Origin of the sequence: Phaeobacter sp. BS52, from assembly GCF_045040595.1 — a bacterium.
In the GTDB taxonomy this organism is placed as follows: Bacteria; Pseudomonadota; Alphaproteobacteria; order Rhodobacterales; family Rhodobacteraceae; genus Phaeobacter; species Phaeobacter piscinae.
The window spans coordinates 3,406,279-3,431,717 of record NZ_CP090662.1; the positions used below are offsets into that span (position 1 = coordinate 3,406,279).

Annotated in this window: 18 protein-coding genes, 1 tRNA gene, 1 other RNA gene, 7 pseudogenes and 1 riboswitch; of the genes and pseudogenes, 14 read left to right on the forward strand and 13 right to left on the reverse strand. The window is 59.5% G+C overall.

Annotated features, from left to right (window positions below):
* Positions 1-121 precede the first annotated feature (121 nt).
* Positions 122-1,238 (reverse strand): annotated as a pseudogene (gene ald / locus L0Z65_RS16565) (alanine dehydrogenase).
* Positions 1,239-1,375: 137 nt separating this feature from the next.
* On the opposite strand from ald, the pseudogene L0Z65_RS16570 reads away from it, so the two are divergent.
* The 3 genes and pseudogenes from L0Z65_RS16570 to ppk2 all read left to right on the forward strand — a co-directional run bounded on the left by L0Z65_RS16570 (position 1,376) and on the right by ppk2 (position 4,663).
* Positions 1,376-1,835: pseudogene (locus L0Z65_RS16570) on the forward strand (Lrp/AsnC family transcriptional regulator).
* Between the two features lie 103 nt (positions 1,836-1,938).
* Positions 1,939-3,528, forward strand: a complete 1,590-nt coding sequence (locus tag L0Z65_RS16575) for a GMC family oxidoreductase (protein ID WP_405109309.1) — start codon at positions 1,939-1,941, stop codon at positions 3,526-3,528.
* A 214-nt stretch (positions 3,529-3,742) separates the two neighbouring features.
* Positions 3,743-4,663, forward strand: a pseudogene (ppk2, locus tag L0Z65_RS16580) (polyphosphate kinase 2).
* Positions 4,664-5,081: 418 nt separating this feature from the next.
* Here the strand turns inward: ppk2 and rpsU are convergent.
* Positions 5,082-5,289: pseudogene (rpsU, locus tag L0Z65_RS16585) on the reverse strand (30S ribosomal protein S21).
* 240 nt (positions 5,290-5,529) lie between these two features.
* On the opposite strand from rpsU, the gene L0Z65_RS16590 reads away from it, so the two are divergent.
* The gene (locus L0Z65_RS16590) at positions 5,530-6,252 is read left to right on the forward strand and encodes a COQ9 family protein (protein WP_405109312.1); all 723 of its coding nucleotides are present in this window, start codon (positions 5,530-5,532) and stop codon (positions 6,250-6,252) included.
* Positions 6,253-6,343: 91 nt separating this feature from the next.
* Positions 6,344-7,335 (forward strand): annotated as a pseudogene (locus tag L0Z65_RS16595) (NAD(P)H-quinone oxidoreductase).
* A 55-nt stretch (positions 7,336-7,390) separates the two neighbouring features.
* Here the strand turns inward: L0Z65_RS16595 and L0Z65_RS16600 are convergent.
* Together L0Z65_RS16600 and L0Z65_RS16605 are read right to left on the reverse strand one after the other, a co-directional pair.
* The gene (locus L0Z65_RS16600; protein ID WP_405109315.1) at positions 7,391-8,248 is read right to left on the reverse strand and encodes a DUF2189 domain-containing protein; all 858 of its coding nucleotides are present in this window, start codon (positions 8,246-8,248) and stop codon (positions 7,391-7,393) included.
* Between the two features lie 210 nt (positions 8,249-8,458).
* On the reverse strand, positions 8,459-9,130 hold the full coding sequence (locus L0Z65_RS16605) for a ribonuclease T2 family protein (RefSeq protein ID WP_405109318.1): 672 nt from the start codon (positions 9,128-9,130) through the stop codon (positions 8,459-8,461).
* Positions 9,131-9,272: 142 nt separating this feature from the next.
* On the opposite strand from L0Z65_RS16605, the gene L0Z65_RS16610 reads away from it, so the two are divergent.
* Together L0Z65_RS16610 and L0Z65_RS16615 are read left to right on the forward strand one after the other, a co-directional pair.
* Entirely contained in the window at positions 9,273-10,046 is a 774-nt protein-coding gene (locus L0Z65_RS16610; RefSeq protein ID WP_040174602.1) for a DUF1013 domain-containing protein, read from the forward strand.
* Between the two features lie 256 nt (positions 10,047-10,302).
* Positions 10,303-10,379 (forward strand) — tRNA-Met (locus tag L0Z65_RS16615).
* A 153-nt stretch (positions 10,380-10,532) separates the two neighbouring features.
* Here L0Z65_RS16615 and recR read toward each other — a convergent pair.
* From recR to L0Z65_RS16635, 4 genes and pseudogenes are all read right to left on the reverse strand, one after another.
* On the reverse strand, positions 10,533-11,132 hold the full coding sequence (gene recR / locus L0Z65_RS16620) for a recombination mediator RecR (protein WP_118068839.1): 600 nt from the start codon (positions 11,130-11,132) through the stop codon (positions 10,533-10,535).
* A gap of 157 nt (positions 11,133-11,289) precedes the next feature.
* Entirely contained in the window at positions 11,290-11,634 is a 345-nt protein-coding gene (locus tag L0Z65_RS16625) for a YbaB/EbfC family nucleoid-associated protein (protein ID WP_024095897.1), read from the reverse strand.
* A gap of 10 nt (positions 11,635-11,644) precedes the next feature.
* Positions 11,645-12,013, reverse strand: a complete 369-nt coding sequence (locus tag L0Z65_RS16630; protein WP_405109323.1) for a hypothetical protein — start codon at positions 12,011-12,013, stop codon at positions 11,645-11,647.
* 23 nt (positions 12,014-12,036) lie between these two features.
* Positions 12,037-13,858, reverse strand: a pseudogene (locus tag L0Z65_RS16635) (DNA polymerase III subunit gamma/tau).
* Between the two features lie 230 nt (positions 13,859-14,088).
* On the opposite strand from L0Z65_RS16635, the gene L0Z65_RS16640 reads away from it, so the two are divergent.
* Entirely contained in the window at positions 14,089-14,640 is a 552-nt protein-coding gene (locus tag L0Z65_RS16640; protein WP_096873211.1) for a protein-tyrosine phosphatase family protein, read from the forward strand.
* Positions 14,641-14,698: 58 nt separating this feature from the next.
* Here the strand turns inward: L0Z65_RS16640 and L0Z65_RS16645 are convergent, their stop codons facing one another.
* The 4 genes from L0Z65_RS16645 to L0Z65_RS16660 all read right to left on the reverse strand — a co-directional run bounded on the left by L0Z65_RS16645 (position 14,699) and on the right by L0Z65_RS16660 (position 17,689).
* Complete coding sequence (locus tag L0Z65_RS16645) at positions 14,699-15,031, reverse strand: hypothetical protein (protein WP_405109326.1); 333 nt, start codon at positions 15,029-15,031, stop codon at positions 14,699-14,701.
* 172 nt (positions 15,032-15,203) lie between these two features.
* A riboswitch (cobalamin riboswitch) is annotated at positions 15,204-15,442 on the reverse strand.
* A 186-nt stretch (positions 15,443-15,628) separates the two neighbouring features.
* Positions 15,629-15,727: signal recognition particle sRNA small type (gene ffs / locus L0Z65_RS16650), an RNA gene on the reverse strand.
* Between the two features lie 89 nt (positions 15,728-15,816).
* Positions 15,817-16,263 carry a 5'-nucleotidase C-terminal domain-containing protein gene (locus L0Z65_RS16655; protein WP_405112607.1) on the reverse strand — a complete coding sequence of 149 codons (447 nt, stop codon included), beginning with the start codon at positions 16,261-16,263 and terminating at the stop codon, positions 15,817-15,819.
* A 16-nt stretch (positions 16,264-16,279) separates the two neighbouring features.
* Positions 16,280-17,689 carry a metallophosphoesterase gene (locus L0Z65_RS16660; RefSeq protein WP_405109329.1) on the reverse strand — a complete coding sequence of 470 codons (1,410 nt, stop codon included), beginning with the start codon at positions 17,687-17,689 and terminating at the stop codon, positions 16,280-16,282.
* A 314-nt stretch (positions 17,690-18,003) separates the two neighbouring features.
* Between L0Z65_RS16660 and nudC the strand changes: the two genes are divergently transcribed.
* Complete coding sequence (nudC, locus tag L0Z65_RS16665; RefSeq protein WP_405109332.1) at positions 18,004-19,008, forward strand: NAD(+) diphosphatase; 1,005 nt, start codon at positions 18,004-18,006, stop codon at positions 19,006-19,008.
* A 68-nt stretch (positions 19,009-19,076) separates the two neighbouring features.
* Positions 19,077-19,544, forward strand: a complete 468-nt coding sequence (locus L0Z65_RS16670; RefSeq protein ID WP_405109335.1) for an SRPBCC family protein — start codon at positions 19,077-19,079, stop codon at positions 19,542-19,544.
* A gap of 13 nt (positions 19,545-19,557) precedes the next feature.
* On the opposite strand, the gene L0Z65_RS16675 is transcribed toward L0Z65_RS16670, so the two are convergent.
* Positions 19,558-20,391 carry a prephenate dehydratase gene (locus L0Z65_RS16675; protein WP_405109338.1) on the reverse strand — a complete coding sequence of 278 codons (834 nt, stop codon included), beginning with the start codon at positions 20,389-20,391 and terminating at the stop codon, positions 19,558-19,560.
* A gap of 119 nt (positions 20,392-20,510) precedes the next feature.
* Here L0Z65_RS16675 and L0Z65_RS16680 point away from each other — a divergent pair, with 119 nt between their 5' ends.
* The 4 genes and pseudogenes from L0Z65_RS16680 to L0Z65_RS16695 all read left to right on the forward strand — a co-directional run bounded on the left by L0Z65_RS16680 (position 20,511) and on the right by L0Z65_RS16695 (position 25,386).
* The gene (locus L0Z65_RS16680; RefSeq protein ID WP_096872636.1) at positions 20,511-21,014 is read left to right on the forward strand and encodes a cytochrome c family protein; all 504 of its coding nucleotides are present in this window, start codon (positions 20,511-20,513) and stop codon (positions 21,012-21,014) included.
* Between the two features lie 242 nt (positions 21,015-21,256).
* A complete protein-coding gene (locus tag L0Z65_RS16685) occupies positions 21,257-23,179 on the forward strand; it encodes an extracellular solute-binding protein (protein ID WP_405109342.1) in 1,923 nt (640 codons plus the stop codon).
* A gap of 9 nt (positions 23,180-23,188) precedes the next feature.
* Positions 23,189-24,276, forward strand: a pseudogene (locus L0Z65_RS16690) (microcin C ABC transporter permease YejB).
* A 3-nt stretch (positions 24,277-24,279) separates the two neighbouring features.
* Entirely contained in the window at positions 24,280-25,386 is a 1,107-nt protein-coding gene (locus L0Z65_RS16695; protein WP_102896247.1) for an ABC transporter permease, read from the forward strand.
* Positions 25,387-25,439 lie beyond the last annotated feature (53 nt).

Here is a 25,439-nt window from a genome sequence, read left to right on the forward strand (position 1 = left end):
CATAAGATCACTAGACCGATTGTCTAGTGGGGTTGGAGACTTTTTTCCACCCGTCAAAAACGAGACAAGGCCCCGCGTCTGCGAGGCCTTGCGCTGGCTGATACCAAGTGATCGGGAGGTGCTACTTGATCATCAGCTGAGGGGAGACAACATCAATGCCCAGAGCCTTGCCGACCGCGAAATAGGTCAGCTTACCGGCATGCACGTTCAGGCCATTCAGCAGATGTGGATCGTCTGCGCAGGCTTGCTTCCAGCCTTTGTTTGCCAAATTCAGCAGGAATGGCAGGGTGGCGTTGCCCAAAGCCTGGGTCGAGGTGCGGGCAACAGCGCCGGGCATGTTGGCCACGCAGTAGTGCATGATGCCGTCGACCTCATAGATCGGATCGGCGTGGGTGGTTGCCTTTGACGTCTCAAAGCAGCCGCCCTGGTCGATGGCGACATCCACCAGCACTGCGCCGGGTTTCATCTCGCTGAGCTGGGCCCGTGAGACCAGCTTTGGTGCTGCGGCACCGGGGATCAGAACCGCGCCGATCACCATGTCTGCATCGCGCACCAGCTCGGCGGTGGCGCCTGCGGTCGAGTATTGGTTCTTGAAGTCGCGGCCAAAGACATCGTCGAGATATTTCAAGCGTGTCAGGGAACGGTCGAGGATGGTGACATCCGCACCCATGCCAGCAGCGATCTTGGCCGCATGGGTGCCAACGACGCCGCCACCGATCACCACAACCTTGGCCGGGGCCACGCCGGGGACGCCGCCCATCAGCACGCCACGACCGCCATTGGCCTTCTGCAGTGTGTAGGCGCCCACTTGTGGGGCCAGGCGGCTGAGCAACTTCGGACATCGGCGCCAGCAGCGGCAGGCCGCCACGGTCGTCGGTCACGGTTTCATAGGCAATCGCGGTGCAACCGGAATCCAGCAGATCACGGGTCTGATCCGGATCGGGGGCGAGGTGCAGATAAGTGAACAACAACTGGCCTTCGCGCAGCATCTTGCGCTCAACGGCTTGGGGTTCTTTCACCTTCACGATCATGTCTGCAGTGGCAAAGATCTCCTCGGCGGTGTCGATGATTGCGGCACCTGCTGTGGTATAATCTTCGTCGGTGAAGCCAGCGCCCATCCCGGCACCGGCCTGGATCAGGACGGTATGGCCATGGTTTACGGCTTCGCGGGCGGCGTCCGGTGTCATCCCGACGCGGAATTCCTGCGGCTTGATCTCTGTGGGGCATCCGATTTTCATGTAATCACTCCTCCAGCATGCTTGCGCTATGATGCCGCAGGTGCGATGAGATTTGCTGCCTTTTTAGGCGAATTAAAAAGGTGCATATCGAAGGTTCTTCTAATATATTCACCCTTCATCGAAGGATCTTTCGCAATATGTCACTTGACCACACAGATCGTCGCATCTTGCAGGTGTTGCAGAAGCAGGGGCGGATTTCCAACGCCGAACTGAGCGAACAGGTAAACCTGTCGGCATCCGCCTGCCACCGGCGTGTGCAACGGTTGGAGACAGACGGGTATATCCGTAACTACGTCGCTCTTCTGGACGCGCGCAAGATGAACCTGCTTAGCAACCGTCTTTGTGGAGATCACGCTGCAGAGCCAGGCGGATGAGCTGCTGGATGCCTTTGAGAAGGCGGTGGGGCGCATTCCCGATGTGTTGGAGTGTCATCTGATGGCGGGGACGGCGGATTACATCCTGAAGGTGGTGGCTGAAAACACCGATGATTTTGCCCGCATCCATCGCCAACACCTGACCCGGCTGCCTGGTGTGGCGCAGATGCAGAGTTCCTTTGCGCTGCGCACGGTGTTTAAAACCACGGCGCTTCCGGTCTGATCTACGCGTCTGCGCGTGCCTTTGCGTGGCTTGTCAGGCGGGGGGATCTGGGAAAGACTGCCCCGACAGAACAAGACGGCAGGATTGTCGCGGGCGGGGGCGTATGGATTGGGACTATATCATTATCGGCGCAGGCAGCGCGGGCTGCGTGTTGGCCAACCGATTGAGCGCGGCAGGTCAGCGGGTGCTGCTGCTGGAGGCGGGCGGCAAGGACAATTACCATTGGGTGCATATCCCGATGGGGTATCTCTATTGCATCAACAACCCGCGCACTGACTGGATGTATCGAACTGAGGCGGAGGCGGGGCTGAACGGGCGCGCGCTGATCTATCCGCGCGGCAAGGTGCTCGGCGGCTGTTCGTCCATCAACGGAATGCTATATCTGCGTGGACAGGCGGCGGACTATGATGGCTGGCGCCAGCGCGGGCTCACCGGCTGGGGCTGGGATGATGTGCTGCCCTATTTCAAGAAATCAGAGGATTACGTCGATGGCCCATCCGACATGCACGGGGCAGGCGGCGAATGGCGGGTGGAAAACCAGCGCCTGCACTGGGATGTACTGGATGACTGGATGCAGGCTGCCGCGGAATGGGGCCTGCCCAAAGTCACTGATTTTAATACCGGCAACAATGAGGGCGTCGGCTATTTTCGGGTGAATCAACGCGGCGGCTGGCGGATGAACACCGCGAAGGCGTTTTTGCGCACGGCGACTGGTGAAAGCCTGAAGGTAGAAACCGGCGCCCACACCCGGCGTATCCTGATCGAGAACGGCCGTGCCGTAGGGGTGGAATACAGTCAGGGCGGTGTCGTGAAAACAGCGCGGACGGGCGGTGAGGTGCTGCTGTCTGCGGGGGCCATCAACAGCCCACAGATCCTTCAGCTGTCTGGTCTGGGTCCGGCAGACCTGCTGCGCGACCAAGGGATTGCGGTGCAGCGGGACATGCCTGAGGTTGGTCGGAACCTGCAGGATCATCTGCAATTGCGTTGCGCCTGGCGACTGCAGGGGGCAAAGACACTGAACACTCTGGCCAATTCGCTGCTGGGCAAGGCAAAGATTGCGGCCGAATATGCCCTGCGCCGCTCCGGTCCGATGTCGATGGCGCCGAGCCAGCTGGGGGCGTTTTCCCGTTCGCGCCCGGATCTGGCGACGCCGGATCTGGAGTATCACGTCCAACCGCTGACGCTCGACGCCTTTGGTCAGCCGCTGCATGATTTTCCGGGATTGACGGCAAGCGTGTGTAACCTGCGACCTGAAAGCCGGGGAGAGGTAGCTATCGCCAGCGCGGATCCCATGCAGGCGCCCCGGATCGCACCGAGTTACCTATCGACCGAAGGCGACCGTCAGGTGGCCGTGGCGGCCATCCGGCAGGCGCGGGCGATTATGGGGCAGGGGGCCATGCAGCGGTATGCACCGCAGGAGCTGAAACCCGGCGGCGGTTCGGATGATGAGGCGGATCTGATGCAGGCGGCAGGCGCGATCGGGACAACCATCTTTCATCCGACCTGCACGGTACGGATGGGCGCGGAGGAGGCGGCACCGGTGGACGGCGCGCTGCGTTTGCGCGGGGTTGGCGGGCTGCGGGTGGTTGATGCCAGCGTGATGCCGGTGATTCCCAGCGGCAATACCAATGCGCCGACGATCATGATCGCAGAAAAGGCAGCTGATATGATTTTGAGCGATCATCACGGGTAATTGGCCGCGCGGGCAGCATGCCCCCTTGCGTCTGCCGCCAATATTCGATTCCCTGTTCCGATCCGGCTGGCGCGTGGCCTGCGGGACGCGCTGGTCTGTTTCAGCGACCAGAGGGGCTGACAGTGCTCATCGCTTGCCTGACTGTGACACGAAACGATCACATCCGCCTGCTACAGCCGCGTGACTGACCAAAGACCGACCAAGGAGCTTTAGTGTGACCAGCGACCATGACCCTGATTCCTTTGACTGGCTGGACGCCGAACTTCAGGACACGCTGGACGAGGATTTCGAGATCGAATTCGCCGAGCCGATGCTGTCGATGGAATTGCGCAAGATCTACCGGTCACAACACCCGGAGATGCTGGATCGCAAGGTCTATTTTCGCAACTTGCTGCGGTTGCAGGCTGAGCTGATCAAGGTTCAGGATTGGGTCCAACACACCGGGGCCAAAGTTTGCATCCTGTTTGAAGGCCGCGACAGTGCTTAGGCAAGGGCGGGGTGATCAAGCGGATCACCCAGCGTTTGAACCCGAGGGTGGCGCGTGTGGTGGCTCTGCCTGCCCCCAGCCGTCGTGAGCAGAGCCAATGGTATTTTCAGCGTTATGTGCCCTACCTGCCTAGCTGCGGGTGAAATCGTGCTCTTCGACCGCTCCTGGTACAACCGGGCCGGGGTCGAACGGGTGATGGGCTTTGCCAGCGATGATCAGGTCGAGCAGTTTTTTCAGGACGTTCCGGAATTCGAGCGGATGCTGGTCCGGTCCGGGATCATCCTGCTGAAATATTGGTTCTCCATTACCGATGAGGAGCAGCAGCTGCGGTTTCTCATGCGGATCCACGACCCGATGAAGCAGTGGAAACTGTCGCCAATGGATCTGGAGAGCCGCATCCGCTGGGAGCAGTATACCAAGGCCAAGGAGGACATGTTCGAGCGCACCAACATTCCCGAAGCGCCCTGGTATATCGTGGAAGGGAACGACAAGAAGCGCGAGCGGCTGAACTGTATCGAGCATCTTCTGACCAAGATCCCCTATTGCGATGTGCCAAGTGAACGCGTGTCGCTGCCGGATCGCGAATATAAGCCCGATTACGAGCGCCGGGTGCTGCCGGACGACCTCTATGTGCCCAAGATTTACTGACCTGAGCTGACGTGGCGGCCGCACCGGAAACGGGCGCAGATGTGCCATGCTGGCGTTTCTGCGCGGGTATGAGGCGGGGAAGAAGGAACCCGGAGCGGCAAATGCCTTGGTTGTAAGGGGGTAAGACAAGCGCCTGATGGGGGGAGACGCTGCCTGCTCCGGGTTAGACCATCGGGTGTTCCAAATCCGATGGAGCGGGCAGCTGCTGGGGAAACGCGTCAGCCTGCCCGTGCATTAACCACAGTAGCGCAGTTTGTTCAAAACGAACACACGTATTGCGTGTATTTTTTGATAAAATATTAAGTTTATAAGTGACGGATTGTCGCACTCGCTATTTATGGGGAGGCCGAAAACGACAAACCCCCGCGGCTGAGCCTCGGGGGTCGTCATTTTGCGTCCAGAACTGCGGACAAAGGGCTCAGAGGAGGCCTTCGCGCTGTGCTTTCTTACGTGCCAGTTTACGGGCACGGCGAATCGCTTCAGCTTTCTCGCGCGCTTTTTTTCTCGGACGGCTTCTCGAAATGTTGCTTGAGCTTCATTTCACGGAAGACGCCTTCACGCTGCAGCTTTTTCTTCAGGGCACGAAGCGCCTGATCGACGTTGTTGTCGCGAACACTAACCTGCATGTGGTTTTCACCACCTTTCTAAGTTGAGTTGCAAGGATTTGCAGGAAGTGGCCGTATAGCAAGGTCGCCCTAGCTTGTCCAGTACCGGGCCAGTTGCCGGGCAGGGCCACTGCGGCGATAAACGGCGGCGCGCCAGTGAGACGTTCGGCCGGGTAGATTTTGCCGATGTGACATCACATATTCGATGTCAAACAGATGTAATTGCAACTAGTAAGACGTGAAATTTCAGAAGGCGAGACCATGACGATTGAGGATCACACCGACCCGCGCGCAGAGCCTGAGGCGGGAGATATCATCGGGCAACTGCTGGATGCAGCTCTGTTGCATGTGCCCTTTGATGGCTGGAGCGCGCAAACGTTTGCGGCGGCTGTCGAGGACGCAGGGATCACGCCAGCGCTGGCCGAGGCGCTGTGCCCGCGTGGGGCGGTGGATCTGGCGATTGCCTTTCACAAACGCGGCGATCAGCTGATGCTTGACCGTCTGGCCGAAGAGGACATGACAGGCTTGCGGTTTCGCGACAAGATCGCACGTGCCGTGCGGCTGAGGTTGGAAGTGGTCGATGACAAGGAAGCCGTGCGCCGCGGCACCACGCTGTTTTCCCTGCCGCAATACGCGGGCGACGGAGTTCGCCTGATCTGGGGCACGGTCGATGCGATCTGGACTGCACTGGGTGACGCGTCCGAGGACATCAACTGGTACACCAAACGCGGCTCGCTTGCCGGGGTCTATTCGGCGACGGTGCTTTATTGGTTGGGGGACGACAGTCTGGAGCATCAGGCCAGCTGGGAGTTTCTGGATCGTCGGATCGACAATGTCATGCAGTTCGAAAAGCTGAAGGCGCAGGTGCAGTCCAACCCCCTGCTGAAACCCTTTCTGGTGGGGCCGAACTGGCTGGCGCAGCAAATCAAGGCGCCCGGCACCCGTGACGACCTGCCGGGCAGCTGGTCCGCGCCGCGGCGTTGAGCCGCGCAACGTTACCGCGATCCGCAGCGGTGCGGAACCTATGACAGTCGGGCGTCCTTTGCTAGTCAGTGACAACAGCGGAGGAATGCCAATGACCGAAATGATGCGCGCGATTGAGATCCAGGAGCCCGGTGGCCCGGATGTCCTGCAGGCCTGTCAACGCCCGGTGCCGATGCCCGGCCATGGGCAGGTGGTGGTGAAAGTCGCCTATGCGGGCGTCAATCGCCCCGATGCGCTACAGCGTGCTGGCAAATATGCTCCGCCCCCGACCGCAAGCGACCTGCCAGGCCTAGAAGCCTCCGGAGAGGTTGTTGCCCTTGGGGCGGGGGTCCCGAGCTGGAGATTGGCGACCGCGTCTGCGCCTTGCTGCCCGGTGGAGGCTACGCCGAATATGTGGCGACCCCGGCGGCGCATTGCTTGCCAATTCCTGAGGGGCTTTCACTGAAGCAGGCGGCCTGCCTGCCGGAAACCTGCTTCACCGTCTGGTCCAATGTCTTCACCCGTGGTGGCCTACAGGCGGGGGAGCGGTTCCTGGTGCATGGTGGCTCGTCCGGGATTGGGACAACAGCCATTCAACTGGCCTCGCAGCTGGGCGCGCGGGTGTTCACCACCGCCGGGTCAGCCGAGAAATGTGCGGCCTGCCTGAAGCTGGGGGCTGAGCGGGCGATCAATTACCGGGACGAGGATTTCGTAGAGGTATTGAAGAGTGAGGGCGGTGCCAATCTGATTTTGGATATGGTGGGCGGTGACTACATTCCCCGCAATGTGCGCGCATTGGCGGATGATGGGCGTCTGGTCCACATCGCATTTCTATCCGGGCCGAAGGTTGAGCTGAACTTTGCCCAGATCATGGCGCGGCGGTTGACGCTGACCGGTTCAACCCTGCGCCCGCAGAGCGATCTGGCCAAGGCGCAGATTGCCCAGGATCTGCGCGAGGTGGTCTGGCCTTTGATTGAGGTGGGGAAGTTTGCCCCGGTGATGGATCAGACATTTGCGCTAGAGGATGCGGCGGCCGCCCATAGCCGGATGGAGGCATCGAGCCACATCGGGAAAATCGTACTGGAGGTCAGTGGCGAGGTGTAAACCGCACTGGGTGGGTGGCTCAGCAGGTGTCACCTGCTGCTTCCCTTGCTTCCCGTCACGCAATGGCACGACGATAGAGATGCCAGGTGGCGTGCCCCAGTACAGGGACGACCACGATCATGCCGACAAACATCGGAATCGCGCCAAGAATGAGTAAGACGGTGACGATGACGCCCCAGAGCAGCGAGACGAGAAGGTTCTGACGCACCACTCGCAGAGATGTGGCCACTGCAATCGGCAGGCCGACATGACGGTCCAACAGCAGCGGAAAGGATACAAGGCTGACCGCGAGCGCGGCAAATGCAAAGACCGCGCCCGCCGCGCTGCCGATCACCAGCATTGCCCATCCGGGGGCGGTGGTGAAGATATCCTGTATGAACAGGTTGAGGGAGGTCGGGGCCTCTGGGCCGAGTGTCCGGTTGTAGATGGCGGCGGCGACCGTCAGCCACAGGATGCAGAGCGCGGCAAGATACAGGCCCAACATTAGAATCGACAGAAACGCGGGAGACCGCAGCACCGCAAAGGCGTCCATCCAGCGCGGCGTGAACCCTGCCTCACGGCGCGATGACATCTCATATAGCCCGACAGCGGCCACCGGGCCGATCAGCGCAAAGCCCAGAACCAGCGGGAACACCAATGGCAGCAGGTTCATCGACAGGCTGAGAACCACCAGGGCAACGCCAATCAGCGGATAGAGGAAGACAAGCGCCATAGCGTCGGATCGGCAGGCGGTGAAATCATGCCAGCCAGCCCGCAAGGCAGCGCCCAGATCTGAGATGTCCAATTGCAGTACGCGCGGCATCTCGCCAACCTTGTCGCTACCAAGGTGATCCACCGAGGCGGAGACGTGAGAACCGGTTAGGCCAAAGGACTTAGCCAGCCAGCTGATGGGATTTCCGATGGTGCGTTCCATGATCCTTCCTCTCGTGTTGGCGCAGGGCGCACAGAGGGGGCGGGTCAGGTGGAGGCGGCGTAGTCGGTCCGGATCAGTGACGCCCCAAGCCGGTGCGTATCCGCATGATACCATAAATACAGCGCAAAGTATGTCACTATGGTGCGAGGGGGTGAGGGTCGCCAGCCGAGCGGGTCGGCGGGCAGAAGCCGTATCAACCTGACAGGGGGGTTACCGGATCGGCTCAAACACCGCATTTTTCTGCGTGCAATCACGGATCACATCCCTGCCGCAAGGGACTGGTTGCAGATCGCGGGACAAACAGACACGCGCCTCCTGGATGTGACCGTCGCGGCAAGTGATGGTCAGCGTGTTGGGGGCCAGGTCTGGGTTGTCCTGCAGAAAAGCCTGTTCGACCAAGCTGGCAGGCAGGGTCACCGGTTGCTGCAGTTTGCGGAAGGCGGCTGGGCGTTTGATCTGCGCATAGGCCTGTCGCGACAGCTCAAAATAGGCGCGGGGCGACAGGCCCGAGCAGGTGCCGTGTTTCTTCCACTGATGCCAGGCGAGGCCGGGGCTTCCCATGATATCCGCCATCTGCCGCGTCTGCTGGCGGTTTGGCGGGGCCTCGGCAGTGCGGCAGTGGCTGGGCCAGCCGCGGTGAAACTGCGGCCACAGACCATGCAGGGTCCAGCCGTGGTCATGGCGGGGGTCGCATTGGTCGGATTTCCTGGCATCCCCCTCCAGTGCGCACCAATTCGGTGACCAGCTGAGCGCCAGAACGTAATAGTCGAATTGTCCGGCAATCTCACCTTCGGCCTTTGCCGGTGTTGCTGTGCCGACGTTCAGCCCGATGCCCACGACTGCAATAAGGGCCGCCATTAGGGCCAGTTTGATCCCGCGCATTCGCCTCTTTCCTTATAGAAACATCGCGACTATATAGAACTGAAGTTCCCCGACAACGGAAACCGCCCCAAATCGGGGAAGCCTCTTTCAGGCGACGGGAAAGATGTATCTGGGACAACCGTGTTATTAAGGAGATGAGCGCATGGCAAAACCGTTGATGGCCAAGGCGACCGCCGTGTGGCTGGTGGACAATACCACGATCAGCTTCAAACAGATCGCCGATTTCGTTGGCATGCACGAGCTGGAAATCCAGGGCATTGCAGATGGCGATGTGGCTGCGGGCGTTAAAGGGTTCGACCCGGTTGCCAACAACCAGCTGACGCAGGACGAGGTCGACAAGGCCGAGAAAAATCCCCTGCATAAGCTGAAGCTGAAGTTCAACCCGGCTGCCGCTGGCGAAGAAAAGCGCCGTGGCCCGCGCTACACCCCGCTGTCCAAGCGTCAAGACCGCCCGGCCTCGATCTACTGGCTGGTGAAGTTCCACCCGGAACTGTCCGATGGGCAGGTGTCGAAGCTGGTTGGCACCACCAAACCGACCATTCAGGCGATCCGCGAGCGGACCCATTGGAACATTGCCAATATCCAGCCGATTGACCCGGTTGCTCTGGGCCTGTGCAAACAGTCCGAGCTGGACGCCGCCGTCCAGAAGGCTGCCGCCAAGAAGGCTGCTGAGGGTGGCGTGATGAGCGATGACGAGCGTCGCAAGCTGGTGTCGACGGAACAGTCGCTGGACATGGACGCGGAACCCCGCATGCCGTCTGCGATCGAAGGTCTCGAAACCTTCACTCTGGGTGGCAATGACAAGCCTGATGCGGCCGAGGAAGAGACTGTTGTGGACGCTGACAGCTTCTTCAACCTGCCTGCCGGTGGTGACGACGAAGATGAGGACGAGGACAACATCGATCCCCGCTTCTAAGATCCACAGGCCGCCGGAGTGGCGGCATGTCAGATAGCAAAGACCACGGTGCGCGCTGCGTTCCGTGGTCTTTTTTGCGCCTGGGGGTGACTGATGCTGCAGGTGCCACCACGGCGATTTTGTGACGCAGGATGGGGTGCGTGGAGGTCGATTATTCGACCGTCACAGAAAATTCGCTTTTCGATGCCGATCCCTGCATTTTTCTGACTTTTCCGCCTTGACGCGCGGGCGTGGCTGGCGTACCTCGCACCCCGACGGCGCGGTAGCTCAGTTGGTTAGAGCGAACGACTCATAATCGTTAGGTCGGGAGTTCGAGTCTCCCCCACGCCACCATTCTTCTCTTGAAAATATAGACTCGACCACTGGCAGATTGCCGGATGCAATTTGCGCTTTTCAGGCGATGAGCGGGTTTTACAGCTGGCCTCGGTCACTCTCGTCAGAAGCCGATGGGGCGAGGCCTGCAAACGGGGGGCCCGCTGCAGCGCTTCAGATGTCCTTACGCGCGCGCAGGGCGGCTGTGATGGTGCCTTCGTCGAGGTAGTCCAGCTCTCCGCCGATGGGCACACCCTGTGCCAGCGACGTCAGACGGACCTGACCGCTGAGTTGATCGGCGATGTAATGTGCCGTCGTCTGGCCGTCGATTGTGGCGTTGAGCGCCAATATGACCTCGTTGACCTGTTCGGCCTGCACCCGGTCCACCAGACGGGGAATGCGCAGATCCTCCGGGCCGACCGCGTCCAAGGCCGAGAGCGTCCCGCCGAGCACGTGATAGCGCCCTTTGAAGACACCCGCACGTTCCATGGCCCAGAGGTCCGAGACATCCTCCACCACACAGAGCTCGCCGTTCTCACGGGTCATATCCTCGCAGATGGTGCAGAGATCACCGGTGCCGACATTGCCGCAGTTCAGGCACTCCCGCGCGGTGGCGGCCACCTCGCTCATGGTCTCGGCCAATGGGGTCAGCAGCAGAGCGCGTTTGCGGATCAGGTGCAGCACAGCCCGGCGGGCAGAGCGCGGCCCCAGCCCCGGCAGCTTGGCCATCAGGGCAATCAGATCTTCGATATCGGTGGTTGAGTTCTTGATCATGCCTAACACCCCTGTCTGCCCCGCTATATAGGCTGATTGCGCCCTCGGAGTACAAGGGGCGCAGGGCAACTGTTCAGGTTTTGTTTTTCGGGCGCGCGGCGGACAAAAGAAAAGGCGACCCGAGGGCCGCCTGATGTTGTGTCTATGGTGCCGAGCGTCAGAACGGCAGCTTGATGTCCTTGGGCAGGCCCATGCTTTCGGTCAGGCTGGCCATTTCTTCCTGCGCTTTTTCTGCGGCTTTGGCCTGTGCATCCTTGATCGCGGCGAGGATCAGGTCTTCGACCACTTCCTTGTCGTCGCCATTGAAGATCGACGGATCGATATCCAGCGCTTTCAGATCGCCCTTGGCCGAGGCGGTCGCCTTCACCAGACCTGCGCCTGCTTCGCCGGTGACCATGACATTGTGCAGCTCTTCCTGCATCTGCGCCATTTTGGTTTGCAGTTCCTGTGCTGATTTCATCATCTTGGCCATATCGCCAAGACCGCCGAGGCCTTTGAGCATCTGTTTTCTCCTAAGTGCGAGGGCGCAGTGCGCCGTAAGTCATCACCGCACATATCGCAACTGCGAAGCCGATGAACAAGTGGGGTGGTCCAAGGCAGCCTTCAGCAAGGGCGTAGGCTTCCACATAATCAAGCGCGTTTTCGTATCGGTCAACCGCAACGACAAAGCTGATACCGGCCCAAAACACGGCGGCGATTACGAAGGTCGGGCGGTTTCTTGTGGCCAGAGCGATGCCCGCGAGGGCAAGCAACGCAAGCGACACGGGCAGGGTGGAGAGGCCAATCAATTCATCCCAGGCGGTGGCCGGTCCATCACCTGGTTGCCAAAACGGTCGTTCCTTATCACAGACTTCTGCACGGGCTGCGGCGGGAAACAGCATCGCGATGAAGCCTATCGCCCAAGTTACTCTTCTTCGAAGGGATCCCATTCGTCTTCGACCTCCGGCAGGGCGTCTGCTTCGACCTCGGCGGCGAGATCTTCTGCTGTGCGGATGTGTTTGATCTTCGCCTTGGGAAAGCTTTCAAGGACCGCCTGCACCATCGGGTGGGTGCTGGCCTCCGCTCGCAGGGCGTTCTCTGCGGCGTTGTCACGTTCGGTGATCGTCTCACCGCCACCCTCATTGGCGAGGGAGATCACCCAACGGGCATGGGTCCAGGTCTGCAACTGCTGGCCCAGACGCGCGGCGAGATCCTTGGGCGCGTCATCCGTGGGCTGGATGGTGATCCGGCCGGGTTGATAAGACACCAGACGCAGGTAGGTTTTCACATATTCCAGCAGCAAACCGTCGCGCTTTACCCGGATCAGTTCGATCACATGCTCAAAGCTGGGATAGCGGGCAAGCGCGCTATCTACCTGCGGGGCGAGCGCGGTTGCCTGTCCGTTTCCTGTCGACATCGTTGGTCCGCCCTGGGGGCCGCTTGGCATGCCGCCCTGCGGTCCGGGTTGCTGGGGGACGTAACCGCCTGCGCCTTGGGGGGCGCCAGATGGTCCGCCAGAGTTCCCCGTCGGCGCGTTCATATGACCGCTGGGTGGCGGGGGCGGCGGCGTATCCTGCAGGGTGCGCATCAGTTGTTCAGGCGTCGGCAGATCTGCCACATGGGTCAGGCGGATCACCGCCATTTCGGCCGCCATCATCGCATTGGGGGCTGCGGCGACCTCTTCCAGCGCCTTTAGCAGCATCTGCCACATCCGCGTCAGGACACGCATCGGCAGCGCCTCGGCCATTTGGCTGCCACGGGCGCGCTCATCCGGGCTGACGGTGGGGTCTTCAGCCGCATCGGGGGTGATTTTCACCACAGAAACCCAATGGGTGATTTCGGCCAAATCGCGCAGGACGGCCAGCGGGTCGGCGCCCTCGGCATATTGCGCGCTGAGTTCGGTCAGCGCCGCAGCCGCATCGCCTCGCAAAATCATGTCGATGAGGTCCAAGACCCGCCCACGATCCGCCAGCCCCAACATGGCGCGGACCTGATCCGCGGTTGTCTCGCTCGGCGCCATGCGAAATCGCCTGATCTAGGAGCGAGGTGGCATCGCGGGCAGAGCCTTCGGCGGCGCGGGTGATGAGCGCCAGCGCGTCCTCGGCGATCTGGGCATTTTCCGCCCCTGCAATTTTTTGCAGAAGGCCGATCATTACCTCAGGCTCAATGCGGCGCAAATCAAAGCGTTGGCAGCGCGACAGGACGGTCACTGGTACCTTGCGGATCTCCGTGGTCGCGAAGATGAATTTCACATGTGCGGGCGGTTCCTCCAGCGTCTTCAATAGCGCGTTGAAGGCGGAGGTCGACAGCATGTGGACTTCGTCGATAATGTAGATCTTATAGCGGGCAGAGGCTGCCCGGTACTGCACCGAATCGATAATTTCGCGGATGTCGCCCACGCCCGTTCGGCTGGCGGCGTCCATCTCCATCACATCGACATGCCGACCTTCCATGATCGCCGTGCAATGTTCGCATTTGCCACATGGTTCTGTGGTAGGGCCTCCCTGACCATCCTCGCCGATACAGTTCATGCCCTTGGCAATGATCCGTGCGGTTGTCGTCTTACCAGTGCCGCGAATGCCCGTCATGATGAAGGCCTGGGCAATCCGGTCGGCGGCAAAGGCGTTTTTCAGCGTCCGCACCATGGCGTCCTGGCCCACCAGATCGGCAAAGGTTTCGGGCCGGTATTTGCGTGCCAGAACCTGGTATTGGGATTGGCCTGCTGTGTCGCCTGCTGTGTCGCTCATGATCTCTCGTGCCAGATTCGGGGGTCGGTCGTTTGTATTCGGGTAAAGTAGGCAAGCGCGCGCGTGGCGTCCACCGCTGATGCAGATCCAGGGCGCGCAGGTGTCCACCGCCAGAGCGGACCCAGAAACCATTAGGTGCCGGAGGGGCGGACCGCTACATTGAAGGATGTGATCATCCGGGGGGATTGGTGGCGCAGGATTTGCGGCGTGCTTGCCAGTGGGGGCTGACAATGGAGCATGGATCTGAGGGTGGTAATACCGATAGCGCGCAGAGAGGCGCACCGCTGGTGCTGCACGCGTTATCCGTGGCGGATGGTATTTTGGCGCTGTGTCCGTTGCCGGGGGCAAGCGGGGATTATCAGGCCGACATAGAACATATTCGGGAATGGCAGCCCGGGCTGGTGATTTCCATGACCACGGATGAGGAGCACGCCGCCGTTGGCGCAGCGAGCCTCGGCAGTGATTTGCAGAGCCTTGGCAGCCGGTGGATCCACCTGCCGGTTCCCGACTTCAGCACGCCACCTCCGGACATTCTGAATCGTTGGCCTGAAGCCAGCCATATGGCACGCAAAGCGCTTGTCGGGGGTGGCCGGGTGCTGGTGCATTGCCGGGGCGGCTGTGGCCGGTCGGGAATGGTTGTGCTGCGACTGATGACAGAATGCGGCGAGCGGCCCGATCTGGCGCTGGCGCGCCTGCGCGCGGTGCGCCCCTGTGCCATTGAAACTGAGGAACAGATGGCCTGGGCCTATGGCCCAAGACGCATTCCCGGCAACGCGCGCTGACTTGGGATCGCTACGCAGCGCGTCGCTGAAGGCCCGTTCAACAGGTTGTTGTGGGTTGTCAGGCGGGTACGGATTGCAGCGGCGTTGGCGTGATCCCGGGCTTTGGTGTCAAGGGCAGAGCCTGAGCCAGGCCACAGGGGTATTCCGGCAGACGGGTGATGGGGCGGCTGTGCGCAGCTTGGCAGAAAAGTGCATCCGCAAAATGGTCAAGGCTGCCCTGATCCGCCTCCGGAGAGATGCCGCAGTAGATGCGGATACGATCGTGGCTGGCCGCAAACCGTGCCTGGCAGGGCCGGTCGCAGGCGGTCAGTTCACAGTTGCCCGCAATTTCAAAGTCATCAGTTGTGACCGCACGGGCCTGTCCCAAAGCAGCGGTTAGGCGTGACAGCATGCGTTCTGCCGCAGGGCAGGGTTGTCCCAAATGTTGGCAATTGCTGAGTGAGTAGCGGTGTGTTGTATCAGTCCAGTTCATTGCGCCCTCCGCGCGAAGGAGGGGATGAATGGTCAGAGCTGGCAGGCCAATGGGCAGACATGCAGACCCTGCCAGAACACCCCGCCTGGTTTCGAGTTTCTTATCAGATGGCAGGTCTCCTGACTCGCGGGTCGTCACAACACCGGGGCCTTCCCAATGCGACAGGTCCAGATGGACCTTGGCATCAGTGGCATAATCCGGGGTCGCTCACCGCTTACAGTTGCGGGGGCAGTCGCGGCATTGATCTGGCTGTCTGCCATCACGCACCGTGTTCCCTTTTCATCCTGACCGCCCAAGGGCGATACAGGAACCATCTGGTGCAGAGCTAGCGGGGGCGGGTGCGAGTCGTCAAGCGTTTCGTCTGAATGTGCCCGGATTTGTTGACACATGATGGCGCTATATTTGGAGATTGTTAGTTGGGCCGCGTCTATATTTTGTGCCGCCGGGCCATCTTTTAGTTGGCAACGATGCTTCGCGCTTACTGCCGTGGAACGGCCATTATCTCGAAGAGGGAAAAGGTGAGAGGTTGGACATCGACCCAAGCGGGGCTCGTTGTGGCTGCTTCCTTCCGGATCTGACCAGGTTGGCGAGGCGCTTGCCCGCGCCAACCTCTCGACCCCGATATAGGAGTGCAGGCGTGGAATGGCAAGCCCGTGCGATGCGCAATATGAACGGAGCCGCGAGTCTGATCATATGCTTTGATCTTACAATCTGACTCCAATCCGCAGGAACCCGTCGGGTGTGGTTCCATGCAGGCTGTGGCGGGACGGATCAAGTTCGCTGAGATAGGCGCGGGCTCCGGGGCCGGTGAAGATCTCGACCTCAGTGGAGGGATGGCTGAACAGGCGCCAAGGAGGAGGTGCGTGTTCCAATGGGTCACGATCAAGACGTCCAGCCACGTAGTCGCGGATCGCGTCTCTCACCCGCAACGGGGGGATCGGCAGCGGCGTAGCGGCCTGGGCCATCGCGAAATTACCGCCGCCGCCGATGCGATAGCTGCTTACTGCCACCGCGAAATGCTGACTGTCGCGCACTGGTGCGCCTTTCCAACGGAGGTTGCGGATCCGGTGGCTGTCCGGATTCGCAAGCTCTCCATCGCTGCCAAACCGGGCTGGTGCGGAGACATCGATATCGTATTGGACGCCGAAAATAACATCGAAATTATGGCTAAGCCCGCTCTTTGTTCAGCAATGGGGAGCCAACGGTGCCGGGCGCGATCTGATTGAACAACCCGGCCGACATTTCCAGCCAGTCGCGCAGCTGGGCGCCATCCAGAACCACGGCGCGCAACTCGTTCGGGAAAGGCTGTATATCGACGACATGGCGCATATACATCTGCCCGATGGGCACATCCGTGTAATTTGAGGGGCCGGAGCGTGCGCCAAATTTGCCGGGGGCCGTCGCTGAGAGCAGGGGCAGGTTGCTGGCCACAGTATCTGTCAGGGCCGGACGCACTGCAGCCGCCTGGGCCCAAGCCACCAGCGCAAGAGCCTGATCGCGACCGAGAAAAGTGAAATAGGAGTGCAGCGGTTGGCTGGTGCAACCCACAGGTTGCGCCATGCGGGTCCGTGTTTCGGCATGATCTTCCGCGAGCGCCGCGACCATTGCGGGATCTTCGTCCACCAGAGGTGTCAGTACGCCGCCAGCGCCGCCGATGGTTCTGCGACGGGCGATGGGGCGGAGCGTACAAGTGGCCTTGGTCGCAGCCCAGCGATCAGAGTTCCACGTCACCCGCAAGTCGATTACGCCAAGATGTGAGCCATGGGCCCCGGGCATCACGACCGGCACGGAAACCGGGTGGCGTGGATCGGGCAGCGTCAAATGGGTGTGGCCGCCAACTATCGCGTCCAAGACGCCAAGATTGGCCAACTGATGGAGGGCGTTTTCAATACCGTAGGTTGCGTGTCTTTCGCCGATCCCGGTATGGGCGAGTGCCACGATGACGTCACAGCCCTGTTCGCGTAAGGCAGCGGCATGATCGCGTGCGGATTGCACCATGTCGTCGATCGTGACTTTGCCTTGAAGTTGATGGGCCGCCCATTTGAGTGTCTGCATCGGCAGAACCGAGAGCAGACCAATGCGCAGCGGCGGTGTGCCTGAGGTATCCGGGAGTGCGCGTTCGAGCACGGTGGATTGGCAGAACGGAAGGGACAGCTGCGGATCCAGCGCCCGCATGTTTGAACAGAGTACCGGGCAGCTGATCCGCAATAGTGCCTGTCGCAACTGATCCAACCCGAAATCGAAGTCGTGATTTCCAAGGCCGATGGCGTCATAGTTGAGCAGATCGAACGCGCGCGCAACTGGTGCAGGGCGGATATCGCTAAGTTCCAGCGGGCGCTCTGCAATCGGGGTTCCGAAAATGCTGTCGCCATTGTCCAGAAGCAGAGTGACAGCACCGTTTTCTGCAGCTTCGTGGCGTGCCTGAGCGATCAGCGTGGCCACGCGTGACAGGCCCTGCGCAGGATCAGGTTTATCGGAATAGTAGTCGTGACTGAGCAGGTTTGCGTGAAGATCCGTGGTCGCCAGAATGCGCAGGGATCCGACCTTCCTGTCCTCGGCTTGGTCCGATCCTGTCATGTGGCGTTTCTTAGAGGTCGCACGGTAATTCCCGAGGTGGCGTTGATTGCCAATTTATTAACAAGCCTGTTTGCCTCTTTGAAGCAATCAAATGTGACACTTGAAAGCCGCTTATTGCTAAGAATTCTATTCAATCGCGTTGCTTTCCTCTTGAGATGCTATGAATTTACGGCTTTCACCTACGGCGAGTGTCCTAGATAATTCTAGATCACTGTGGCGCAGAGGAAACAGCTTTTCACCCTAAGGTTGCAAGGCTCTGACAGATTCAGGTGCTGTGGCACATCTGTGCGCAAACGAAAGAGCAAGGCGGAGCGATGCGACAGGCAGAACAGGTGACATTTGGCGGCAGTGGCTTGGACCGGGCCGCGCATTTGCGGGATGATCCTGCGGCTTTGGCCGGGCTTTGGAACAGCGGGGACTGCCGTATCTTGTTGATCTGGCGTGGAAAGCCATTGTGCACTCTGCCTTCAGAAGTCGTCGCTGCATCGGGTGGGGCGAGTGTACCGGAGGCTTTGGCATGGGTTCGGGCCGATCACCCCGTGATCAAGAACGCAGCGGAGGCGGCTGTTTTCCTCGGGATCTGTACAGCAGGGCGGGCACGGTTCTCGGTTGATATCAGTGACTGGCAGCCGGACAACCTTGACGATATAGCGCTGCGCGCCTTTGTGGATAACAGCGAGCAGCGGCATCCGGATCTGCCGCAGGGCACTGGATTTGTCGAACTGCGGCGCATTATGGCCCAGCTCAGCCGCGAGGACGCAGAACTGGCGGCGACCGCACGGGCGGTGTTTGGCTGGCATCATTCGCATGGGTATTGTGCCTGCTGTGGTGCCAAAAGCGATATGGCGCAGGCGGGGTGGCAGCGGGTCTGCCCCAGCTGTGACGCCGCGCATTTTCCGCGCACTGATCCCGTCGTGATCATGTTGATCACGCATGGCGATGCGGTACTGGTCGGGCGGTCGCCGGGATGGCCCGAGGGGATGTATTCCCTGCTGGCCGGGTTCTTGGAACCAGGAGAAACACTGGAGGCCGCTGTGCGGCGTGAGACTGCGGAAGAAACCGGGGTAGAGGTCGGTGCCGTCAGCTATCTGTCCAGTCAGCCCTGGCCATTTCCAATGTCGCTGATGTTCGGCTGCGCGGGCGAGGCGCTGGGGCGTGAGATCACCATTGATCCCAAAGAGATCGAAGATGCGATCTGGGTTTCACGTCAGGATATGATGGCGGTATTCGAAGGGGAGCACCCCGATATTCGCCAGCCGCGCAAAGGTGCAATTGCGCATTTTCTGTTGCAGAACTGGCTTGCAGATACGCTGGATTGAGACGAATAGTAGCAGTCAGTACAAGACCGCCATCGGATTTTCCGATCCGCTGTAACAACAGGACGCCCATGGATTTTTCCAGCAAAGAAGACATCGACGCACCAATTGCAGAAGTCTTTCGATCAGTCGCAGATTTCGAAAACATGGAGCGTATGGCGCTGCGTCGGGGTGTGGATGTGCAGCGGATGGGGGATGTTCATCATCCCGAAAACGGGCTGGCCTGGGAGATCGAGTTCCAGTTTCGCGGCAAGAAACGCAATCTGCACCTATCGCTCAGCACTTATGAACCGGTGACGCAGATGGTGCTGACCGGTACAGGCAGCGGCCTGGATGGCGTGATGGATATCGAGTTGCTGGCCCTGTCGCCGCAGCGCACCCGCTTGTCGGTGACCCTATCGCTGACACCCAAGACGCTGTCGGGGCGTTTGATGGTTCAGTCCTTGAAGTTGGCGCGCAGCAAGTTGAACCGCGGCTTCAAGAAACGCGTCTCCGAGTTTGCCAAACAGACTGAAGACCGGGTTGGCCGCTCCGCCTGACGCGAATTACAGATCAGAAACGATCGTCATTCGCCGGGTAAACCCCCAGGATCTCGATATTTGTGGTGAAATAGGCCAGTTCATCCATGGCGAGGCGGACATTGGGATCGTCCGGATGTCCATCAATATCAGCATAGAACTGGGTCGCGGTGAAGGACCCATCGACCATATAGCTCTCGAGCTTGGTCATGTTGATGCCATTGGTCGCAAAGCCACCCATCGCCTTGTAGAGTGCGGCGGGTATGTTGCGGACCTGAAAGACGAAGCTGGTGATCATGCCATGGTTGCCCCGGCGGTCCATATTCGGTTCACGCGACATGGTCAGGAAACGGGTGGTGTTATTGCCGTGATCCTCGATATGGCGGGCCAGCACCTCCAGACCGTAGATCTCGCCAGCCAGTTCGCTGGCCAGCGCGGCGTGGGTCTTGTCGCCCTGTTCGGCCACGTCACGGGCGGCGCGGGCATTGTCGGGGCTGACACGGCCATGGATGTTATTTTCGCTTAGAAACCGTGCACATTGCGGCAGCAGCACGAGATGCGAATGCGCCTCTTTGATGTCTTCAAGCTGCGCGCCCGGAACGCCAAGAAGGTTGATATGCACGCGCACAAAGGCTTCATCGATGATATGAAGGCCACTGTGCGGCAGCAGGCGGTGAATATCGGCAACGCGCCCGTAGGTGGAATTCTCCACCGGCAGCATGGCCAGTTCAGCCGCGCCGCTGCGCACAGCGTCAATGGCGTCCTCGAAATTGCGGCAGGGCAGCACATCCATCTCTGGACGCTCCTTGCGGCAGGCTTCGTGGCTGTAGGAGCCAAGCTCCCCCTGAATGGCAATTCTCTGGGTCATAACTGCGACATCCGTGCAAAACTTCAAAAAACGGGCGTTTCGTCGCGCTGTCTATACCTTGCCACTTGAGAGGGGAAGCCTTAGACACCCTCCCAGACAGCTGAAATGGACTCGCGATCATGTTTGACACGATGACCCTTACCAAAGCGACCGCAGGCGTTTGCGGCGCGTTCCTCGTGTTCCTCCTGGGCAAATGGGCCGCAGAGGAACTCTATCATACCGAAAGCCATGGCGAGGCTTCTTATGTGATTGAAGTGGAAGAGGCAGGTGCGGAAGAAGTTGCTGAAGTCGTAGACTTTGGTGAACTGATGGCCGCTGCAGACGTTGGCAAAGGTGCCAAGGTCTTCAAGAAATGCTCCGCCTGCCACAAACTCGAAGCCGGTGAAAACGCCACTGGCCCTTATCTCTATGGGGTGGTTGATCGTCCGATCGCCGCAGCGGATGGCTTTGGATACTCTGCCACTCTGGCCGGTCTTGGCGGTGAATGGACAGCAGAAGAGCTGGATGCCTTCCTGGCCAAACCGTCGCAATACGCGCCGGGCACCACCATGAGCTTCAGCGGGTTGAAGAAGCAGAAGGATCGGGTGAACCTGATCGCTTATCTCGACAGCCTCGACGACTGATTTTTGTCGCCTTATGGCAGAACGAAAAGACCGCGCCATTCAGCGCGGTCTTTTTCGTTTTCAGGCGTGGGCGACGTCGAAGTGATCAAGTTTGAGCGCGATTCGGCGGGTTCATGCCCGCTCGTTGCTTGACACACGGGAAATTCAGCCAATCTGAACTTGAATGTTAGGGGGGCAGCCGCATAGCTTTGGGTTAGACAATGATCCTGGCAGCGAACGCCGGACAATGGAGGTATTGGCAGATGAAGACGCCCACCGCACCGCGCCGCGCCGTTTCGGCCCGAGTGGTTGATCCGCAACCATTTTTTCGCATCGTGATGACAGGGTTTGCCGCGCTCATCATCTGCGCGATGGCGGCCTCGCTGGCCTTTGCTGAGGAGCGGGTGATCAAAAGTCACGGCTTCACTGAATTCGGAGAGTTGAAATATCCCGAAGGCTTTGCCCATTTCGACTACGTCAATCCAGAGGCCCCGAAAGGCGGCGAACTGTCTCTCTCTGCGGTGGGAACCTTCGACAGTATGAACCCTTACACCCGTAAGGGGCGTGGAGGCGCCATGTCGGCTGATCATTTTGAATCGCTGATGATAGGCTCCTACGATGAACCGGGATCCTACTATGGTCTGCTGGCCGAGAGTCTGGAGTATCCGGAGAGCCAGGACTGGGTGATTTTCAACATGCGCCCTGAAGCACGGTTTTCTGATGGGACGCCCGTCACGGCTGAGGATGTTGTCTTCTCGCACAACCTTCTGTTGGAGCAGGGCCTGCAATCCTACGCGGAGGCCGTCAAAAAGCGTATTCCCAAGGCCGAAGTGCTGGGGCCGCATCGGGTGAAGTTCTATTTCTCACCGGATTTCCCGCGCCGGGCGATGATCACACAGGTTGGTGGAACCTCGGTGTTTTCCAAGGCCTGGTTTGAGGCAGATCCGGAAAACCGGCGTCTGGATGAGCCGCGATTGGACCCAGGGATCGGATCTGGCCCATATGTGCTCGAAAGTGCGGACGTGAACCAGCGCATCGTCTATAAACGCAACCCTGATTACTGGGGCAACGACGTGAATGTAAATGTCGGGCGCCACAACTACGATCGCATTCGGATCGAGTATTTCGGCGATAGCGTTGCCGCGATGGAAGGGTTCAAGGCCGGGGTCTACACCATGCGCCCGGAGAACAGCTCTAAGAGCTGGGCCACCGCCTATGGGTTTGACGCGGTCAAAGAGGGCGATTTGGTGAAGGGGGAGTTCCCCGATGGGAATGTTCCCGCTGCCAGCGGATTTGTAATGAACCTTCTACGCCCCAAATTTCAGGATCCCCGCGTGCGCGAAGCGATCCAGCTTGCCTATAATTTTGAATGGACCAACGACAGCCTGCAATATGGGCTGTTCGCGCAGCGCCATTCGTTCTGGCAGGATTCGGCTCTTGAAGCGACGGGGCTGCCCGAGGGACGCGAATTGGAGGTGCTGCAGGATCTGGGTGACCAAATTGATCCGGCGCTGCTGACAAGTGAGCCGGTGATGGCGCATAGCTCAAAACCTGCGCGGCCAGCGGATCGGCGCAACCTGCGCCGGGCGATGAAACTGCTGGATGAGGCGGGCTGGGCTGTTGGCGATGATGGTCTGCGCCGCAATGCAGAGGGCGAGCTGTTTAAGCTTGAGTTCCTAATCGATTCGCCCACGATTGAGCGAATCGTACAGCCCTATATCGCGAACCTGCGGCAGATGGGGGTGGATGCCATCTCTAACCGGGTCGATTTCGCGCAATATACCAGCCGTCGCCGTGAAAAAGACTTTGATATGATCACCTTCGCCTATCCAAAATACCTGCAGCCCTCGACCGGGTTGTATCAGCAGTTTGGGTCCGACGCGCATGAGTTTTCAGTGTTTAACCCGGCGGGGGTGGCGGATCCGGCGGTTGATACGCTGATTGGCGCCATCGTAAAGGCGGAAGATCAGGAAGAGCTCTACGCCAATGTGCGCGCGTTGGACCGCGTTCTGCGGGCCAAGCGTTTCATGGTCCCCACCTGGTATCTGGATGTGAATTGGGTGGCCTATTGGAATTTCTATGAGCAGCCCGAGACCTTGCCGTTGTTCGATCTGGGATTGCGTGATGTCTGGTGGGTCAACGCCGAGAAAGAAGCGGCATTGAAATCCTCCGGTGCGTTGCGGTAAGCGCCTGACATGGCAGCCTATATCCTTAGACGTTTTCTCCTGGTGATCCCGACGCTGTTCGGGATCCTCGTTATCAATTTCGCGCTGGTGCAATTTGTGCCGGGTGGTCCGGTCGAACAGATGATCGCGCAGCTGGAAGGCGGCGGCGATGTCTTCGAGGGGTTCGCCGGGGGTGGCGGTGACGCTGGTGGAGAGGCCGTCGCAGCCAATGACAATTACGCTAAGCCGACAAGGATTGCCGCCTGAGTTGATCGCAGAGCTGGAGCAGCAGTATGGCCTGGACAAACCGCCGCTGGAGCGATTTTTCCTCATGCTCGGCAATTACATGCGCTTTGACTTCGGCGAGAGCTATTTCCGCAAGATTGATGTGATGGATCTGGTTCTGGAGAAGATGCCGGTGTCAATCTCGCTGGGGCTTTGGTCGACATTGATCGCCTATCTGATTTCCATCCCATTGGGTATCCGCAAGGCTCTGCGGGACGGCAGCCGGTTTGATACATGGACCAGCGGTCTGATCATTGCGGCCTATGCGATCCCCGGTTTTCTGTTTGCAATCCTGCTCTTGGTGTTGTTTGCTGAGCGGGTCCTATTGGCAGATTTTCCCGCTGCGGGGGCTGACTTCTGACAATTGGGAAAACCTCAGCCTTTTCGGTAAGATCGCCGACTATTTCTGGCACATCACGCTGCCGGTTGTGGCCTCAACTATTTCGGCCTTTGCCACGCTGACACTGCTGACCAAAAATTCGTTTCTGGATGAGATCAAGAAGCAATATGTGATGACTGCCCGCGCCAAGGGGCTGAGCGAGCGGCGGGTGCTTTATGGTCATGTGTTCCGCAATGCGATGCTGATCGTCATAGCGGGCTTTCCGGCGGTTTTTATCGGGGTCTTCTTCTCCGGCAGCCTGATCATTGAGACGATCTTCTCTCTCGACGGTCTGGGGCGTCTGGGGTTTGAGGCCGCGGTGGCGCGCGATTATCCGGTGATCTTTGGTACGTTGTTTATTTTCGGACTGATGAGCCTTGTGGTCGGGATTATCTCCGACATCATGTATGTGATTGTCGATCCGCGTATCGACTTTGAAAAGAGAGAGGGCTGACAGATGGCATTGTCCCCGCTCAACCAGCGTCGCTGGAGCAATTTTTGCCGCAATCGCCGGGCCTTCTGGTCGCTTTGGATCTTTTCCGTTCTGTTCGGGATTTCGCTGTTTGCTGAGTTTGTCGCCAATGACAAACCGATGCTGGTGAACTACCGGGGCGAATATTTCACGCCTGTGTTCAACTTCTACCCGGAGACGGCTTTTGGCGGGGATTTCCAGACGGAGGCCGCTTACCGTGATCCCGAGGTGCAGTGTCTGATTGCCTCTGGCGGTGTTGAGGACTGCTTCGACGATCCCGAAGGAATTCTGGAAGAGATCGAAGTCGGCACGTTTGCGGCGGATGGGTTTGTGGAAGGGTGGGCGATCTGGCCGCCGATACCCTATTCTTTCAATACCACGGTCGACCGACCCGGTGCGGCACCTTTGCCACCAAATGGGCAGAACCTGCTGGGCACGGATGATACCAAGCGCGATGTATTGGCGCGCGTCATTCACGGGTTTCGTCTGTCGATCCTGTTCACCCTGATGGTTACGGGTGCCGCCACCTTGGTGGGGATTGCAGCGGGTGCGGTGCAGGGGTTCTTTGGTGGCTGGCTAGATCTGATTTTCCAGAGGGTGATTGAGATCTGGGGCTCCATCCCGCAGCTCTATGTCATCATCATCATGTTCGCCATTCTGGGACGCAGTTTCTGGCTATTGGTGGTACTAATGATCCTGTTCAGTTGGACAGCCTTGGTCAGCGTGGTCCGAGCAGAGTTCCTGCGTGCCCGCAATCTGGAATATGTGCGTGCAGCCAAGGCATTGGGGGTGGGCAATATGACCATCATGTTCCGCCATATGCTGCCGAATGCAATGGTTGCGACTCTGACGTTTCTGCCGTTTATCGTGACCGGCACCATCGGGACGCTTGCTGGGCTGGATTTCCTTGGCTTTGGGCTGCCATCCTCCGCGCCGTCGCTCGGGGAACTGACGTTGCAGGCCAAGCAGAACCTAGAGGCGCCCTGGCTGGCATTCACCGCCTTCTTCACCTTTGCGATCATGCTGTCCCTGCTGGTCTTCATCTTTGAAGGTGTGCGCGATGCCTTTGATCCGAGAAAGACGTTTTCGTGATCAGATCAGGCCCTATTGCGCACCACAGAGACGAATTGATGATCTGTTTTAAG

Excerpts from the sequence above, each read along its gene's own strand:
- L0Z65_RS16575 (WP_405109309.1), top strand. The coding sequence starts at position 1,939 with ATGGATTGGGACTATATCATTATCGGCGCAGGCAGCGCGGGCTGCGTG.
- L0Z65_RS16590 (WP_405109312.1), top strand. The coding sequence starts at position 5,530 with ATGACGATTGAGGATCACACCGACCCGCGCGCAGAGCCTGAGGCGGGA.
- L0Z65_RS16600 (WP_405109315.1), bottom strand. The coding sequence starts at position 8,248 with ATGGAACGCACCATCGGAAATCCCATCAGCTGGCTGGCTAAGTCCTTT.
- L0Z65_RS16605 (WP_405109318.1), bottom strand. The coding sequence starts at position 9,130 with ATGCGCGGGATCAAACTGGCCCTAATGGCGGCCCTTATTGCAGTCGTG.
- L0Z65_RS16610 (WP_040174602.1), top strand. The coding sequence starts at position 9,273 with ATGGCAAAACCGTTGATGGCCAAGGCGACCGCCGTGTGGCTGGTGGAC.
- recR (WP_118068839.1), bottom strand. The coding sequence starts at position 11,132 with ATGATCAAGAACTCAACCACCGATATCGAAGATCTGATTGCCCTGATG.
- L0Z65_RS16625 (WP_024095897.1), bottom strand. The coding sequence starts at position 11,634 with ATGCTCAAAGGCCTCGGCGGTCTTGGCGATATGGCCAAGATGATGAAA.
- L0Z65_RS16630 (WP_405109323.1), bottom strand. The coding sequence starts at position 12,013 with ATGCTGTTTCCCGCCGCAGCCCGTGCAGAAGTCTGTGATAAGGAACGA.
- L0Z65_RS16640 (WP_096873211.1), top strand. The coding sequence starts at position 14,089 with ATGGAGCATGGATCTGAGGGTGGTAATACCGATAGCGCGCAGAGAGGC.
- L0Z65_RS16645 (WP_405109326.1), bottom strand. The coding sequence starts at position 15,031 with ATGCTGTCACGCCTAACCGCTGCTTTGGGACAGGCCCGTGCGGTCACA.
- L0Z65_RS16660 (WP_405109329.1), bottom strand. The coding sequence starts at position 17,689 with ATGACAGGATCGGACCAAGCCGAGGACAGGAAGGTCGGATCCCTGCGC.
- nudC (WP_405109332.1), top strand. The coding sequence starts at position 18,004 with ATGCGACAGGCAGAACAGGTGACATTTGGCGGCAGTGGCTTGGACCGG.
- L0Z65_RS16670 (WP_405109335.1), top strand. The coding sequence starts at position 19,077 with ATGGATTTTTCCAGCAAAGAAGACATCGACGCACCAATTGCAGAAGTC.
- L0Z65_RS16675 (WP_405109338.1), bottom strand. The coding sequence starts at position 20,391 with ATGACCCAGAGAATTGCCATTCAGGGGGAGCTTGGCTCCTACAGCCAC.
- L0Z65_RS16680 (WP_096872636.1), top strand. The coding sequence starts at position 20,511 with ATGTTTGACACGATGACCCTTACCAAAGCGACCGCAGGCGTTTGCGGC.
- L0Z65_RS16685 (WP_405109342.1), top strand. The coding sequence starts at position 21,257 with ATGAAGACGCCCACCGCACCGCGCCGCGCCGTTTCGGCCCGAGTGGTT.
- L0Z65_RS16695 (WP_102896247.1), top strand. The coding sequence starts at position 24,280 with ATGGCATTGTCCCCGCTCAACCAGCGTCGCTGGAGCAATTTTTGCCGC.